Annotated in this window: 6 protein-coding genes; 5 read left to right on the top strand and 1 reads right to left on the bottom strand. The window is 46.7% G+C overall.

Annotated features, from left to right (window positions below):
• Positions 1 to 693 precede the first annotated feature (693 nt).
• The 4 genes from OIM59_RS16220 (at position 694) to OIM59_RS16205 (ending at position 10,984) form a co-directional block, all read left to right on the top strand.
• Positions 694 to 2,910 (top strand): GH92 family glycosyl hydrolase, encoded by a 2,217-nt coding sequence (locus tag OIM59_RS16220; RefSeq protein ID WP_303897710.1) that lies wholly within the window; start codon positions 694 to 696, stop codon positions 2,908 to 2,910.
• A gap of 20 nt (positions 2,911 to 2,930) precedes the next feature.
• A complete protein-coding gene (locus tag OIM59_RS16215; RefSeq protein ID WP_303897708.1) occupies positions 2,931 to 5,213 on the top strand; it encodes a GH92 family glycosyl hydrolase in 2,283 nt (760 codons plus the stop codon).
• A gap of 20 nt (positions 5,214 to 5,233) precedes the next feature.
• Positions 5,234 to 7,459: a GH92 family glycosyl hydrolase gene (locus OIM59_RS16210; RefSeq protein ID WP_303897706.1), complete on the top strand. Its 2,226-nt coding sequence runs from the start codon at positions 5,234 to 5,236 to the stop codon at positions 7,457 to 7,459.
• 201 nt (positions 7,460 to 7,660) lie between these two features.
• The gene (locus tag OIM59_RS16205; protein ID WP_303898267.1) at positions 7,661 to 10,984 is read left to right on the top strand and encodes a glycoside hydrolase family 2 TIM barrel-domain containing protein; all 3,324 of its coding nucleotides are present in this window, start codon (positions 7,661 to 7,663) and stop codon (positions 10,982 to 10,984) included.
• A gap of 543 nt (positions 10,985 to 11,527) precedes the next feature.
• Here OIM59_RS16205 and OIM59_RS16200 read toward each other — a convergent pair.
• Positions 11,528 to 13,507 carry an alpha-L-arabinofuranosidase C-terminal domain-containing protein gene (locus OIM59_RS16200; RefSeq protein WP_299172962.1) on the bottom strand — a complete coding sequence of 660 codons (1,980 nt, stop codon included), beginning with the start codon at positions 13,505 to 13,507 and terminating at the stop codon, positions 11,528 to 11,530.
• A 240-nt stretch (positions 13,508 to 13,747) separates the two neighbouring features.
• Here OIM59_RS16200 and OIM59_RS16195 point away from each other — a divergent pair, with 240 nt between their 5' ends.
• Positions 13,748 to 17,947 (top strand): two-component regulator propeller domain-containing protein, encoded by a 4,200-nt coding sequence (locus tag OIM59_RS16195; protein WP_303897703.1) that lies wholly within the window; start codon positions 13,748 to 13,750, stop codon positions 17,945 to 17,947.
• Positions 17,948 to 18,084: the final 137 nt, after the last annotated feature.

Here is an 18,084-nt window from a genome sequence, read left to right as displayed (position 1 = left end):
TCTTCGGTTTGCAAACTCTTTCTTCTTGTGATTTAGTGGTGGAAATTGTTTATCGGAAGGTGATTGGCATGGTAAGAAAAAGGATGTGGTGGGGTATGGACATAAAAAAAGGAGTTCCGCTGAACTCCAACCTTTGTTAACCTTAAATCTAATACTATGAAAAACACAGTGCAAAGGTAAGGCTTTTGGAGAGATTTGCAAGCAGAAAACGTGTTTTATAACATGTATTAAGAAACTGGCCTTGTTTATTCAAAGGTTTTATACAATTTATTTGGCAAAGACATGCTTTTTAGGGGTGAGACGGGAGCTGTGTTTCGTAGGCAGGCGGATGGCTGAACAAATGCAGCGGTGAGATGAATAAAAGTCATGGAGAGCATAACCTGTTTTTACCGGATGATTAATGGTTTGTGTCTCAATATTTTCTATGTACCACACTGTGGGATACAAAAACCACACTGTGAAATACATATCCCACAGTGTGAAATATGAATCCCACACTGTGAAACAGAGAAATCATAAGGGGCATAAAAAAGATATGTGAGGCTGTTTCCAGGTATGGCTGGGGGGAGTGGTAGAATGAAAACCGCTTTAAATGGCTTAAAAACGGTTTTTTTGTGCTTTCTTTGTACTGATTTTTGGACAGATTTATTAGCTTTGTCCACTTTTTATCTACTTAGCATAGGATATCATAGCATGAAAAAATCATTTTGGGCGTTAGTGGGGTTGGTCAGTCTGACGTGGGGGTGTACGCCTCCTGCTGTTTCTACGGAAGAAGATTTGACACAATATGTGAATCCCTTTATCGGGACAGATTTCACCGGGAATACCTACCCCGGGGCACAGTTGCCGTTCGGCATGGTACAGTTGAGTCCGGACAACGGTTTGCCGGGCTGGGACCGGATTGCAGGGTATTATTATCCGGACAGTACCATTGCCGGATTCAGTCATACACACCTTTCGGGTACTGGAGCAGGCGATTTGTATGACATTTCTTTTATGCCTGTCACCTTGCCTTACGTAGAGGCGGCGTCTCCTTTGGGCATACATTCCAAGTTCTCGCACGAGAAAGAGAGTGCGTCGGCGGGATATTATCAGGTCTTTCTGGAAGATTACGGAATCAATGTGGAACTGACGGCCACGGAGCGTTGCGGCATCCAGCGTTACACGTTTCCGGAAGCTCAGTCGGCCATTATCCTGAACTTGAAGAAAGCGATGAACTGGGACGCCACGCAAGACAGTTATGTGGAGGTGGTGGATTCTGTGACCATCCGGGGGTACCGTTTTTCTGATGGGTGGGCCCGGAATCAGAAAGTCTTTTTCCAGACCCGTTTCTCGGTGCCTTTTGAGAATATACAACTGGATACCACGTCTATCTTGCACGATGACCAAACGAGGGGGACGGCCTATGTGGCGCGTTTTGATTTTTCCACGCGGAAAGGCGAACAGGTGGTGGTGACCACAGCTCTTTCGGGTGTCAGCATGGAGGGAGCTGCGAAGAACCTGCAGGCGGAGGCGCCGGAGAATGATTTCGAGAAATACCGTGGGCAGGCCCGGGAGAAATGGAACAGGGAACTGTCGAAAATCCGGGTACAGTCGGACGACAGGAAGGATAAGACCATCTTCTATACGGCGCTCTACCACAGCATGCTGGCGCCTACCATTTATTCGGATGTGGACGGGCAATATTACGGACCGGACGGACTGGTGCATCAGGCTGTCGGCTGGACCAATTACAGCACGTTTTCGTTGTGGGACACGTTTCGGGCATCGCATCCGCTGTTCACTTATACCCAGCCGGAACGAACCAATGACATGATTAAGTCATTCTTGGCATTTTATGAACAGAACGGGCGTCTGCCGGTGTGGAACTTCTATGGAAGCGAGACCGACATGATGATTGGTTATCATGCGGTGCCGGTCATTGTGGATGCTTATCTGAAAGGTATCGGCGATTTTGATGCGGAAAAGGCCTTGGAGGCTTGTGTGCATACGGCCAATCTGGATGAATACCGGGGCATCGGCCTTTACAAGCAGCTGGGGTATGTGCCTTATAATGTGACGGATAAATATAATTCAGAGAATTGGTCGTTGTCGCGGACGCTGGAATATGCGTTCGATGATTTCTGCATTGCGGAGATGGCGGCCAGGATGGGGCATAAGGACGTGGCCGATACGTTCTATGCCCGTTCGCAGAATTATCGGAACCTGTATAACCCGGCCACTTCGTTCATGCAGCCGAAAGATGACAAAGGGAATTTTATCCCGGATTTCCGGGCAGAGGACTACACCCCGCATATCTGCGAAAGCAATGCGTGGCATTATTTCTGGTCTGTGCAGCACGACATCGACGGACTTATCGCGCTGGTGGGCGGGAAAGAGCGTTTTGCCGAGAAACTGGACAGCATGTTCACTTTTCATCCGACGGAGGGGGAAGACTTGCCTATTTTCAGTACGGGAATGATTGGGCAGTATGCGCATGGCAACGAACCGAGCCATCATGTGGCTTATTTGTTCAACAAGGTGAACCAGCCTTGGAAAACGCAGCAATATGTGTCGCAGATTATGGATGAACTCTACCTCGATACCCCGGCAGGATTGTGCGGGAACGAGGACTGCGGACAGATGTCGGCATGGTATGTGTGCAGTGCCATGGGATTTTATCCGGTGAATCCGGTATCCGGTCGGTATGAGATAGGCAAGCCGAAATTCAAGAAAATGGAGTTAAGTCTTTCGAACGGGAAAACCTTTACCGTGAAGGCGGAGAACCTGAGCAAGGAAAACCGGTATATCCGTACGGTCAAGCTGGACGGGAAGCCTTATCACCAGAGTTTCATCACGCATGAACAGATTATGTCGGGGGCCACGTTGGAGTTGGAAATGTGCAAGGAACCCGGATATATTTGGTATTAATTGAAAATGTTAGATTTAAAATGAAGAAATTAGTTTGGTTAATGATGATACTGTGCTTTGCCCTTCACGGTAAGGCCACCAATTATGCAGACTATGTGAATCCGCTGATGGGTACACAGTCCACTTACGAGTTTTCTGCCGGAAACACCTATCCGGCCATAGCCCGCCCGTGGGGAATGAATTTCTGGACTCCGCAGACCGGGAAAATGGGAGACGGATGGCAGTATATGTACACGGCCACCAAAATCCGGGGCTTCAAGCAGACGCACCAGCCCAGTCCGTGGATCAACGACTACGGTCAGTTTTCCATCATGCCGGTGGTCGGAAAGCCGATGTTCGAGGAAGACCAGCGTGCCAGTTGGTTCTCGCACAAGGGGGAAGAGGCCAAGCCATATTATTATAAGGTATATCTGGCCGAGCACGATGTGCTTACAGAGCTGGTGCCCACGGAACGGGCTGCGATGTTCCGCTTCACTTTCCCTGAAAATGAGCATTCTTATGTAGTGATTGATGCGTTTGATCAGGGCTCATACGTAAAGATTGATGCGGCAAATAATCGCATTATCGGTTATTCTACCAAGAACAGTGGTGGTGTGCCTGATAACTTCAAAAACTATTTTGTAATAGAATTTGATAAGCCTTTTACGTACAAGGCTACGGTCGCTGATAGCTGTATCTCGGTAGATAAGGTTGAACAGGAAGCAAGCCATGCGGGAGCCATTATCGGTTTTGCTACCCGAAAAGGGGAGAAGGTACATGCGCGGGTGGCTTCTTCGTTTATCAGTGTGGAACAAGCCTTGGAAAACCTGAAGGAGCTGGGTGATGACAGTCTGGAGGTGCTGGCAGAAAAAGGAAAGTCGGCCTGGAATGAGGTGCTGGGCCGAATTGAAGTGGACGGAGGGAATCTGGACCAATACCGCACGTTCTATTCCTGCCTGTATCGTTCGCTGCTGTTTCCCCGCAAGCTTTATGAGATAGATGCTCGTGGGCAGGTGATACACTACAGTCCCTACAACGGGAAGGTGCTGCCGGGGTATATGTACACGGATACCGGTTTCTGGGATACGTTCCGCTGTTTGTTCCCGTTGCTGAACTTGGCTTATCCCTCTGTGAATAAAGAGATACAAGAAGGACTTGTCAATACTTACAAAGAGAGTGGTTTCTTCCCTGAATGGGCCAGCCCCGGACACCGCGGATGTATGGTGGGCAACAATTCTGCTTCCGTGTTAGTTGATGCTTATATGAAAGATGTAAAGGTGGACGACCTGCAGACCTTGTACGAAGGATTGCTGCACGGCACTCAAAACGTACATCCGGAGGTCTCTTCAACCGGACGGCTGGGATATGAATATTACAACCGGCTGGGTTATGTGCCCTGCGACGTGAAAATCCATGAGAATGCGGCCCGTACGTTGGAATATGCGTATGATGACTGGTGCATCTACCGGCTGGCCAAAGAACTGAAGCGTCCGGAAGAAGAAATCAACCTGTTTGCCCAGCGGGCTTTGAACTATAAGAATCTGTTTGACCCGGAAACCAGGCTGATGCGGGGCAAGAAGAAAGACGGCACGTTCATGACGCCTTTCTCTCCGCTCAAATGGGGGGATGCCTTTACCGAAGGAAACAGCTGGCATTATACCTGGTCGGTGTTCCACGACCCCCAAGGACTGATTGACCTGATGGGAGGAGAAAAGATGTTTGTGGCAATGCTGGATTCCGTATTTTCAGTGCCACCCGTGTTTGATGACAGCTATTACGGTTTTGTCATCCACGAGATTCGGGAAATGACCGTGATGAACATGGGGAATTACGCCCATGGCAACCAGCCCATTCAGCACATGATTTACCTGTATAATTATGCCAAGCAGCCTTGGAAGGCCCAGTATTGGTTGCGGCAGGTGATGAACAAGATGTATACACCGACTCCGGATGGATATTGTGGTGACGAGGACAATGGACAGACTTCTGCATGGTATGTATTTACAGCTTTAGGATTCTATCCAGTATGTCCAGGAAGCAATGAATATGTGGTGGGTGCTCCTTTGTTTAAGAAAGCGACTATTCATCTGGAAAACGGAAAGGACGTAACGATAGAGGCTCCGTTGAACAATGAGGAGAATTTTTACATTAAGGACATGAAAATGAATGGAAAAACTTATACACACAATTATTTTTCTCATAAAGATTTGATGAAAGGTGCTAAAATACAAATAGAAATGAGTAACTTGCCGAACGAAAAAAGAGGAATCGCGCGGGAAGATGTTCCTTATTCTTTTTCGAGAGAAAGAAATGATAGACCTTGAATTATATTAAATTTAAAACCATGGATAAAAAATCATTATTGTTTGTTCCGGTCTTGTCTTTGTGTCTGGCTTCCTGTGGAAACAAGCAGGAAAAGTTGGAAATGGAAGACTTGACGCAGTTTGTAGACCCTCGTATCGGTACCGGTGGACACGGACATGTGTTTTTCGGGGCGAATGTGCCTTATGGCTTCGTACAGCTGGGGCCGACCAGCATCCCTCAGTCATGGGACTGGGTGTCGGGTTATCATGAGTCGGATTCTACAGTCATCGGTTTTCCTCATACGCACCTGAGCGGTACGGGTATCGGCGATTTGCATGATATCAACGTGATGCCGGTGGTGGGCGAAGTGACTTATGCGCGCGGCGATACCACGTCGTATGAAACCGGTCTCTGGTCATATTCCGACCGTTCGAAAGAAGTGGTCACCCCGGGTTACTATCGTACGCATCTGTCAAGATACAATGTGGATGTGGAACTGACGGCCACCAAGCGGGTGGGGTTCCATAAATATACTTTCCCCGAGAAGGAAAGTCCGGCCATTGTGTTCGATATGGTGAACGGAGGTTGCTGGGACAAGACCACGGATGCGGTCATCCGGGTGGTCAACGACAGCACGTTGAGCGGTTACCGTTATTCCAAGGGATGGGCCGACGACCAGCGCATTTTCTTCCGGGCCGAGTTCTCGCGGAAGTTCGACAGTGTAGCCTTCATTGTCAACGATTCGGTGAAGGAAGGCAATATGGCCCAGGGGGCCCAGCTGTTTGCCCGGGTGAATTTCCCGGCTGGAAATCCGGAGCCGATTTACATGAAGGTAGCTCTTTCGCCCACGTCAGAAGAGGGGGCTCTGTTGAACATGCAGGCAGAACTCAGTGGCTGGGATTTTGAAAAGACGGTGGCCGATGCCAAAGCAGCTTGGAACAAGGAGTTGAACAAAGTCCAGGTATCTACCCAGGATGCGGTGTCCAAGAAAATTTTCTATACCAGCTTGTACCATACGTTGTTCGCTCCGTCAGAATTTTGTGACGTGAATGGCGATTATTACGGAGCCGACAAGCAAATGCACCACGAGAAAGGGTTCAAGAACTACACTACTTTCTCTCTTTGGGACACTTACCGGGCCGCACAGCCTTTGATGACCATCCTTCAGCCGGAGCGGATGAGCGATATCATCAACACGATGTTGCATATCTATCAGCAGCAAGGCAAGTTGCCGGTATGGCACCTGATGGGTTGTGAAACGAACTGTATGGTGGGAAATCCCGGGGTACCGGTAGTGGCAGACGCCATTTTGAAGGACATCAAGGGATTTGATTCGGAACTGGCATTCAAGGCACTGAAAGAGTCGTCCATGCTGCCTGAACGCGGTATGGAATATCGGATTCAGTACGGATTTATTCCGGCCGACAAGATGACGGAAGCCATTGCTTACGACATGGAATACGCTATTGCCGACTGGGCGGTGGCACAGGCTGCCCGCCGTTTGGGCAAGCAGGAGGATTATACCTACTTCCTGGAGCGCAGCAAGTCGTACAAGAATTATTTTGATGCTTCTACAGGCTTTATGAGAGGCAAGCTAAGCGACGGCTCCTGGCGTACGCCTTTCAGCCCGTATGCATCGGCACACAGAGACGATGACTATTGCGAAGGAAACGCCTGGCAGTACACTTGGCTGGTGCCGCAGGATGTAGAGGGACTCGTGGCTTGTTTCGGTGGTAAAGATGCTTTTGTCCACAAACTGGATTCTCTTTTCCTGGCCGAAGGTGAGCTGGGTGAGGCTTCGTCACCGGACATCAGCGGACTGATTGGCCAGTATGCCCATGGCAACGAACCGAGTCATCATATCACCTATTTGTATACTTTGGTGGGCCAGCCTTGGAAGACAGCCGAGCGGGTGAAAGAAATTCTGCATACCATGTACACTGACCAGCCGGACGGATTGTCGGGTAACGAAGACGTGGGCCAGATGTCGGCCTGGTATGTGCTTTCTTCCTTCGGTTTCTATCAGGTGGAACCTGCCGGAGGTAAGTTTGTCTTTGGCTATCCGAATTTCGAGAAGGTCGAAATTGCGGTACCGGCAGGCAAGTTTGTCATCAAGCGCGACGACCAGGGCCAGCAGAACAATTACATACAGGGTGTGTTGCTGAACGGAAAAGAATATAAGAAAGCCTGGATAGAATATGCCGATATCATGAAGGGAGGTGAACTGACCTTCCTGATGGGCGATAAGCCGGTGGTATGGTATTGATTGGCTAAAAGGTAACAGATAGCGAATGTCCGTCATTGAATTGATTTCGGTGGCGGACATTTTTCTTGTAAAACGTATTCCTTTAGAAGAAAATAAAATTTATGAGGAATTTTAGGTTGAATATGAAATATTCTTCCTAACTTGCGCTCTGAAATTTATTAACCTTAAAAAGGACAGATGAAAAGGAACCTCACTCTTGCAATGAAGACTTTTTGCTGTACGCTGACGGGAGCGCTGACCATCAGTGGAGTGCCCCAACAGGTATATGCAGAAAATGCATCTTTACCTTATTGGAAAGATATTCAAACCGTATCTGTAAACCGCGAAGCGCCTAGATCGGCTTTTATGACGTATGCCGACAAGACACAGGCTTTGACCGGAAAGTATGAAAACAGCCCTTATTATGAGCTGTTGAACGGAACGTGGAAATTTTATTACACGGATTCTTATTTGGACCTTCCGACCGATATCACTTCGCCGGAGACCAGTACCGACGGATGGCACGACATCAAGGTGCCGGGTAACTGGGAAGTGCAGGGCTTCGGTACAGCCATTTATACCAACCATGGTTATGAGTTCCAGCCGCGCAATCCTCAGCCTCCGCTGTTGCCGGAGAAAAATCCGGTAGGTGTGTATCGCCGTGACATTACGGTACCTTCGGAATGGAAAGGACGCGATATTTACCTGCACATTGCCGGAGCCAAATCGGGCTGTTATGTATACCTGAACGGTAAAGAGGTGGGCTATAACGAGGATTCCAAGAATCCGGCAGAATATTTAATCAACGATTACCTGAAGGACGGGAACAACGTACTGACCTTGAAGATTTTCCGTTGGAGCACGGGGTCTTATCTGGAATGTCAGGACTTCTGGCGTATCAGCGGTATCGAACGCGATGTGTTCCTTTATTCACAGCCGAAGGCTTCGGTACAGGATTTCCGCATCACTTCTACGTTGGATGATTCTTATACCAAGGGTATTTTCCGTCTGGACATGGAACTGAAGAACCACCGTGCACAGACGGCCGGACTGAATGTAAGCTATGAACTGCTGGACAGCAAGGGCAAGGTGGTGGCCAGTGGCGAGCAGGCATCCGAGGTGTTGCCGGGAAAAGAAGGTACGGTGTCTTTCAGCAAGGAACTGCCGGAAGTACAGACGTGGACCTCGGAAGCTCCGAACCTGTACAAACTGCTGATGACGGTGAAGGAAAACGGCAAAGTGACCGAGGTTATTCCGTATCACGTAGGTTTCCGTCGTATCGAAATCAAGGAAATTGACCAGAAGGCAGCCAATGGCAAGAACTACCATGTGTTGTTCATCAACGGACAGCCGTTGAAACTGAAAGGGGTGAACATGCACGAGCACAACCCGCTGACAGGTCATTACGTGAGCGAGGAACTGATGCGCAAGGACCTGGAGCTGATGAAGCGCAACAATATCAACACGGTGCGTCTGTGCCATTATCCGCAAGACCGCCGTTTCTATGAACTGTGTGATGAATACGGTCTGTATATTTACGATGAGGCTAACATCGAGAGCCACGGTATGTATTACAGCCTGAGCAAGGGCGGTACGTTGGGGAATAATCCGGAATGGCTGAAGCCGCATTTGTATCGTGTGGAAAACATGTTTGAACGTAACAAGAACTATCCTTCTGTGACGTTCTGGTCATTGGGTAACGAGGCTGGTAACGGGTACAACTTCTATGAGGCGTACTTGTGGGTGAAACAGGCAGACAAGGGACTGATGGACCGTCCGGTAAACTACGAACGTGCGCAGTGGGAATGGAACTCAGATATGTACGTACCCCAATATCCTAGTGCGGCATGGTTGGAAAGCATCGGCCGTCGGGGTAGTGACCGTCCGGTGGCACCATCGGAATACGCCCACGCCATGGGTAACTCTACCGGAGGCTTGTGGGACCAGTGGAAGGCCATCTACAAATATCCGAATCTGCAGGGAGGTTATATCTGGGACTGGGTAGACCAGGGTATCTTGGTAAAGGATGAGAACGGAAGAGACTATTGGGCTTACGGAGGTGACTTCGGTACCAACATGCCGAGCGACGGTAACTTCTGCTGCAACGGTATCGTGAATCCGGACCGTAATCCTCATCCGGCGATGAGTGAAGTGAAATATGCGCATCAGAATGTGGCTTTCGAAGCTGCCGACCTGGCGAACGGAAAATTCAATGTGCTCAACCGTTTCTATTTCACCAACCTGAAGAAATACCAGATTACGTATGAGGTGAAAGAAAACAACAAGGTGGTACGCCGTGGAAAAGTATCGCTGGACGTGGCTCCTCAGGCCAAGAAAGAACTGGCGGTAAACGTCGGGGGATTGAAGGCCAAGGCAGGTACAGAATATTTTGTGAACTTCTCGGTGACAACGCTGGAACCGGAACCGCTGATTCCGGTCGGTTATGAAATTGCGCATGAACAGTTCCGTCTGCCGGTAGAGGCCCTCGACCGTTCGTTCGCGGTGCAAGGTCCGGCTTTGCAGTGCAGTGAAAACGGCAACCTGCTGACGGTACAGTCGTCACGCGTATCGTTTGTGTTCGACAAATCAACCGGGCTGGTGACTTCTTATAAAGTAAAAGGTACAGAATACTTCCACGAGGGATTCGGTTTGCAGCCTAACTTCTGGCGTGGACCGAACGACAACGACTACGGAAGCCAGATGCCGAAACGTCTGCAAATCTGGAAACAGTCGAGCAAGAACTTCAACGTAGTGGATGCCTCACTCGCCTTGGACGGAAAAGATGCCGTATTGAAGGTGAGCTACCTGCTGGCTGCGGGCAATCTCTACATTGCGACTTACCGCATCCATCCGTCGGGAGTGGTGAAAGCTGATTATACCTTCACTTCTACCGAAATGCAGGCCGCTCAGACTGAGGCTTCGGAAGCGACCCTGATGGCTACCTTTACACCGGGCAACGAAGCACGTCGCAAGGAAAGTTCCAAACTGGTGGTACCGCGCATCGGAGTACGTTTCCGTTTGCCGGCCGACATGGAGCAGGTGACTTATTTCGGACGTGGACCGGAAGAAAATTACTGTGACCGAAACAACGGTACACTGGTGGGTGAATACCGGAGCACGGCAGAACAGATGTATTATCCGTATGTACGTCCGCAAGAGAACGGACATCACACCGATACCCGCTGGCTGACTTTGAAAAAGAGAAACGGCAAGGGACTGGCTGTGTATGCCGACGGAATGATGGAATTCAATTCTCTCCGCAACTCCGTGGAAGACTTTGACGGCGAAGAAGCGACAAGCCGCGACTACCAGTGGAACAACCGGGATGCGGAAGAGCTGAAACACGATATCCGTACGGCGAAAGACATTAAGCCGCGTCAGACCCACATCAACGACATCACTCCGCGTGATTTTGTGGAAGTCTGCCTGGACATGCGCCAGATGGGTGTGGGCGGTTTCGACAGCTGGGGTTCTATTCCAGACCCGCAGTACCTGATTCCAGCCAATAAGGAATACCGTTGGGGATTCACTATCGTACCGATGTAAAAATCGCCTGTCATAGGAAATAAAAATTCCGGGCTTGAGCAAAAGGAATGCTCAGGCCCGGAATTTTTTTGTGTTCACGTACGGACATAAAAAAAGGAGTTCCGCTGAACTCCAACCTTTTGTTAACCTTAAATCTAATACTATGAAAAACACGTTGCAAAGGTAAGGACTTTCCGGAAATCTGCAAAGGAATGAGTCTAAAAGATGTGTTTTATAACATAATTTGGAAAATCATGCTTGTCTGAAAGATTTATTAAGAAAAAGTATGGGTGGAATTTGGAAAGCATTTTCACACAAAAGTTGCTTTATTTACATGATTTTGTAATATATTTTTCCGAACTTTGTTACAGAACAAATGGAGGACTTGGTATGGAACTTAGTTTGAAGGAGCGTCAGAAAGCCTTGAAGGTGACACTGACCATGTTATTGGTGGCATGTACTTGTTTATTGTATTTGGGATATAGGTTGTGCATGTATTATTAAAGCGAAAAAAAGGTGCGTCCGGGCAATCCAGACGCACCTTTTTGGCAATCAACCGATGGCTTATTTGCTTTCTTTCTTGAATTTGTAGACGGCAAATGTCATGGCACCTATTTCGGTATTGAGTGTATTTCCTTCGATGGATACGGCACTCTCCTGTGGTGTTATCAGGTTCGGCTTGTCGAGTGTATTCTCTGCATCCGGATTTTCCGTGTGCAGGGTAATGCATTTTCCGTCGCCTAAAGTGACTGACTTCTTCAGTCCCTTGAATTCCAGTGTGAGAGGTTGTGCCTTGTCAGAAGTGTTGGCTACTTTTACGATGTAAGTCTGAGTGGGTTCATCCCAGACAGCACTGGCAAAGAGTCCGTTCTGACCCTCTTGTCCGCTGACCGGTTTCTTGTCCATGGTCAGAGGTACTACGTTGGTACCTTTGTTGTGACCGTAGAGTGACTGTACATACCAGCTGCAAGTGCGTACAGAGCGTAAGTTGTCGAACCAGATTAAGTCTGGACGCCACTGCCATCCTTCCACGTGAGCCAGCAGCGGAGCGTAGGTGGCCATGTGTACCACGTCGGCATTTCTTTCTACTCCAGTCAGGAAGGCAGCTTCGAGCAGAGATGCATGGAAGTGGTTCCATTTCTTGCCTTTTCCGTGGCAGGCGTATTCTCCGGCAAATACTTTCGGGCCTTTCCGGTCGTAGTTGTCGTAGCGGTTGCCTGATTTCAGGAACCAGTCTTCGGGACGGTAGAAATGTTCGTCTACCAAATCGACTTTCAGTTTCTTCATTTCCGGCCACAGGTAGTCGAAATCCTTTCCTTCAGACTGTGGACCGGAAGAACCGATGATCTTGATTTCCGGATGTGATTTCCGCAATGCTTCTACAAAGTGTTTCAGGCGTTCCGGATATTCCGGTCCCCATTGTTCGTTTCCGATGGCCATGAATTTCAGGTTGAACGGAGCCGGATGCCCCATGTCGGCACGGAGTTTTCCCCATTTGGTGTTGGTGTCGCCATTGGCGAACTCAATCAGGTCGAGTGCATCCTGAATGTAGCTGTCCAGTTGGTCTACAGGAACGTGTGCTTTCGGGTCATCGTTCTGATACTGGCAAGCCAGTCCGCAGTTCAGTACCGGAAGCGGTTCGGCCCCCATGTCTTCAGCCAGCAGGAACAGTTCATAGAATCCCATGCCATAGCTTTGGAAATAGTCCGGGAAGAAACGGTAGGGGAAGGTATACTCCCAGCGGTTGCTGTTGAGCGGACGGTTTTCCACCGGTCCTACAGAGTTTTTCCAGTTGTAGCGGTCGGTGATTTCGGTTCCTTCCACGATACATCCTCCCGGGAAACGGAAAATGCCTGGTTTGGTATCGGCCAATGCTTGTACGAGGTCTTTCCGCAGTCCGTTTTCACGTCCTTTCCAGGTATCTACCGGGAACAAAGACACATGTTCCAAATCTACTGTGCCCGGAGAAGCCAGGAAGATTCTCAGATGCGCTTTGGCTTGTGTCTGGGTGGGTGTCAGGATGACTTCATATTTTTTCCAGTCCTTGGAGTTGATGTTCACGTCTTGTGAGGTGATGACCTGCGATTCTCCCATGGAAGCGTTGTCAATCAGTTCCACTTGTATTTTCTGGTTTTCCCCTCTTGCCCATACGGTAAAGCGGTATTTTTCGTTGGCCTTGATACCGATTCCGAAGAAGCCTTCGTTTTCAATACCGGTCCGTTTGTGTGGATGGCTGGGGGCTCCGAGGCGTACGTAATGTGGGTTCTTTTCAAACGGCCCGTCGTCTTGGAGGGTGACGTTGCCGAAAATGTCCCATCCCATCAGGTGTTGTGGAAATTCGAACGAACGGTTCTTAATCAGTTCTGCATAGAGACCTCCATCGGCTCCATAGTTAATGTCTTCGAAGAAATGCCCGTACATGGTCGGTTGTATTTCCGCACCAATCTTGTTGGCCTGAATCACCATCTGATTGGTGTTTTGCGCTTGCAGGCTGAGACCCGCGCTGAGTGCAAGCGCAGAGATAAAGGCTAAGTGTTTGTTCATGGTTTTATTTTTAATTTAATGTGATACAAACTTACATAAAAAGCTGAAATCTTTGATGAAAAAATAGTAAAATCTCTGTCCTTATGTATTTTAGGCCTAAATTAGGGTCAATTACTTAGTCGTGGGTGGACAAATTCTCCTATTAGGTGGACATTTGTTTTTCGGGTGGATTTTTATCGCTTTTTTCAGAAAAAGACTATAAAAACGGATTATCTTTGTCTGAAAAGTGAAAAAAATCTCATGAGAAAAAGAAGTGTACTTTTTTGCCTGTGGCTGATATTCTGTCTGTGTCATCCTACAGTAGGACTTCATGCTGTTCAAACCTCCAGTCGTTTTTCGTTTGCTTCTATTACGATTAAGGATGGTTTGCCATATAATTTTGTGGATGATATTATCAAGTCGAGCGATGGTTATTTGTGGGTGACTACATACGGGGGAGGAGTCGCTCGTTATGATGGACATGAATTTGTAACTTTTCATACGAATGCAACCAATGAAAAAAGAGTATTGAAAAGTAACTTTGTAGAAAAACTGACGGAAGATTCTTTTCATCGCATCTGGATGGCGGGAGAAGCCGGTATCGAATTGCTTTCTACAGAAAATCTGCAACTGTTGTCGGCAGAATCTTTACAGTCGCAGCAGATGGCGGAATTGATGGAGCAGCCTGCCAGTTTCCTGCTGACCAGCAAGGCCGGAAACTTGTGGATTTGTAGTCACGGACAGATATACAAAGTGATATTTAATTCTACAGGTACCGTTAAAAAGGTAATCCTTGTTTCAGATACTCCCTTGCACGAACGTGGTTGTGTATTGGCTGAAATAGATGGATATATATGGTTTTTTCATAAAGGAAAGCTTTGCCGTATAAATGAAGAGGTGGAAAGAGCACAGGAGCCGCAGCCAGTTTCTGTTTCATTGACAATCTCACCGTATGATGCGGTATTTTGTATTTATCATTATCAAAATAATGTGTGGATTGGCACAAACAATGGTTTATATTGTTATGATCTGACTACTGATACAAGTCGGTATTACATGCATGATCCTCATAACCTTTCGTCATTGTCGCAGAATTATGTCACGGACATCACTTCCATGCGAGATGGTCAAATTATAGTTGGCACATTGTTCGGATTAAATGTGTTTGATGCTTCTTCCTCTGAGTTTATCCGGATTCAGGAGGAAGATTCTTTAGATATACATGGTCTTTCATGCAACTTTATTAATGCGCTTTATGCGGATGATGAGAATAATGTGGTTTGGATTGGAACAGAGATAGGAGGCTTGAGTAAAATGTTTCCTTCTCGTTTATCGGTAGTCAATTATTTTCATCAAATTAATAATCCAGGAAGTCTTTCCCGAAATCCTGTCAATGCAATCGTTGAAGATGAGTATCATACCCTTTGGGTGGGGACGGTAGAAGGGGGACTGAACTGTCGTTTGCAAGGGAGTGATAAGTTTTTACATTATACCACTGCTGCTCCAGCTTGTCTGGGACATAACACGGTGAGTGTATTGGTGATAGATAACAAAGAACGTTTGTATGTGGGTACGTGGGGAGGTGGAGTCGGTTGGATTAACCGTAAGCCTTCTGTTTCTAAACGCTATATTCCTCTTCCTTTACTAGATCCCTTTATTTCAAGTCTGGCATTTGATTCTATTAATCATTTGCTTTGGATTGGTACGATGAGTAATCTGTATGTTTATAATCCTGCTGATGGATCCATTGAAGAACCACTTTTACAAGAGAGAAAAGAAGTGATTAATCAGAATGCGTTGGGCATGTGTATTACTCGCGAAAAAGAACTGTGGGTATCTTCTCCTTTCGGGCTTTTACGCATTGATCTTGTGGCTTATGGAAAAGGACAGTTGAAATATAAGAAATATGTATATAAATTGGATAAGCCGGATTCTGGTAAAAAAGAACGTATAACTTCTATCTTTCAAGCAAAAGACGGCACTGTGTGGTTGGGTAGCAATGGAAACGGATTTTATCGGGCACAAAAAAGAGGTGATGATTATTTGTTTACTGCTTTTACAAAGGATGATGGGCTGGTGAGTAACAGTGTTCGTAGTATTCTTGAAGATTGGTATGGTAATATTTGGGTATCTACAGATAATGGGTTATCATGCTTTAATGTGAAAGAAGAACTGCTCCAAAATTATACTCAGATTGATGGGCTGATTTCCAATCAGTTCTATTGGAATGCTGGTGCCCTTTCTTTTGATAAGGAACATTTGTTCTTTGGTAGTCAGAAAGGATTGACGGAGATCCATCCGATGATTGAAGTAGAACATCTGCATACTTTTCCATTGGCCTTTACTCATTGCAAGGTGTTTGGTGAGGAGGTGTTTCCACAGGCTGGAAAGATTAGTATGCACGAAAGCGATAAATCACTCTATATTGAGTTTTCAGCTCTTGATTATGCGTCAGAATCGCAGGCACAATATTCTTATCGGTTGAAGGGATTTGATGACATGTGGATGACGGTACCAGCTAGTCGGAACAATGCAACCTATACAAATCTTTATCCAGGGAAATATACGTTTCAGCTTCGTTATGCACCGGACGGGAAGCACTGGCTGGAACATACAGAAGAGTTGTCTATTGTAGTCTGTCCATATTTTTATAAAACGCCTTGGTTCTTGGTTTCCGTACTGTTCCTTTTGCTGTTTGGAGGATACCGTTTGCTATTATGGCGTTATAAAGTGATGAAACATCAGCAAGATTTGTTGCATCAGATGGTAGAAGAACGTACTTCTGAGTTGGAAGAGCAGAAAAAACTGCTTTCCAATCAGACGAAGGAACTTTCTGAACAAAATAAGTTGTTGAAAGACCAGAATGAGAAGATTACTACACAAAAGAATCAGATTCTGGAAATGTCGCAGAAAGTGGAAGAGCTGACAATCGACAAGCTGGCATTCTTTACCAACATTACACATGAGTTCCGTACCCCACTGACTTTGATTATAGGACCCATCGAGCGGGCTTTAAAACTGAGTTATAATCCACAGGTTATTGAACAGTTGCATCTGGTGGAGCGGAACTCCAAGTACCTGCTTTCTTTGGTCAATCAGTTGATGGATTTCCGGAAAGTGGAAGAGGGGCATATCAAGATTGCTACGAACTATGGGAATCTGAAGGCTTTTATGTGTGAACTGGTGCCTCCTTTTGCCGATTATGCTACCAGTCGCGGTATTGCTCTTCAGCTGTATCTCCATCTTTCTGATCCATTCCTAATGTTTGATGAGGATGTGATGCGTAAGATTATGACTAATTTGATTAGTAATGCTTTGAAATTTACCCCGAAAGGAGGTAGTATTGGTATTTATGTGGGAGTGGTTGGCCCTGAAAAGGATAAAAAACTATTTATCAGTGTACGTGACACAGGAAAGGGAATCCCGGAGCAGGATATGGAGCGTATTTTTTCACAGTTCTATCAGTCGGACAATCAGAGTCAGGAATCTGTGAGCGGACAGAGCGGAACGGGAATAGGTCTTTATCTATGTCGGGAGCTGATTGGTTTGCTTAATGGAAAAATTTATGCCAAGAACAATCCGGTGAAAGGAGCTTCTTTCCGTATCCTTCTGCCAGCTCTATATGGTGAGTCTAAAGTTCAACTGGATTCAGAAGCTGATAAGGAGGATGTGATAGTAGATATCCCACGTAATGGAAGAATGACAGTACTGGTAGTAGAAGACAATAAGGATATGCGTGATTATATCCGTTCCATTTTAGTGGAGTATTATAATGTACTGGAGGCTTCTCAGGGTGAAGAGGCTCTGACGGTATTGCGTGCCAGCAATGTAGATTTTATCATCAGCGATTTGATGATGCCGGTGATGGACGGAATGGAACTGTCCCGTAGGGTGAAAAGTGATTTTTCCATTTCTCATATCCCATTTTTGATGTTAACGGCCAAAACCTCGGATGAGGCTCGTCTGGAAAGTTATAAGATGGGAGCTGACGCTTTTCTGCTGAAGCCTTTTGATGAAGATATGCTGTTAGCCCGTATATCGAATATTTTGGAAAATCGAAAACGTCTACAACGAAAATTCTCTATTGATATGAATACGGATTCATTGGAGATAGAAGAAAATTCTGGTGATAAGAAGTTCTTGAGTAAAGCCATGGAGGTGGTAAAGGAAAACTACAAGAACCCCGACTTTGAGGTTAGTGATTTTATTGAGGCTATAGGAATCAGTAAGAGTTTGTTGAATAAAAAAATGCAGAGCTTGACGGGGCAGTCGGCCGGTCAGTTTATTCGTAATTATCGTTTGAATCTGGCGCGTGAACTTCTGTTGAAGAATAAGGTAAGCCGTGCGATGAACATTTCTGAAATTGCTTATGAAGTGGGATTCAATGATCCGAAGTACTTTACACGTTGTTTTACGAAGCATTTTAATGTGACTCCGAGTGGTATGTTGGAAGGAAATTAAGTAGATAAATAGTTATTTCTGCATCATTCATGTGAGGGATGATGCAGAAATATCTTCTGCAATTTGGAAGGGACCATACTTTTTTATCAATATGCAAATGTTGATTGGGTCGTAGTTCGCTTTTATAAGGGGAAAGA

The sequence above is a fragment of the Bacteroides mediterraneensis genome (genome assembly GCF_025993685.1).
Taxonomy (GTDB): domain Bacteria; phylum Bacteroidota; class Bacteroidia; order Bacteroidales; family Bacteroidaceae; genus Phocaeicola; species Phocaeicola mediterraneensis_A.
Note: the sequence above shows the minus strand (reverse complement) of the source record. Positions and strands in the feature narration are given on the sequence as shown.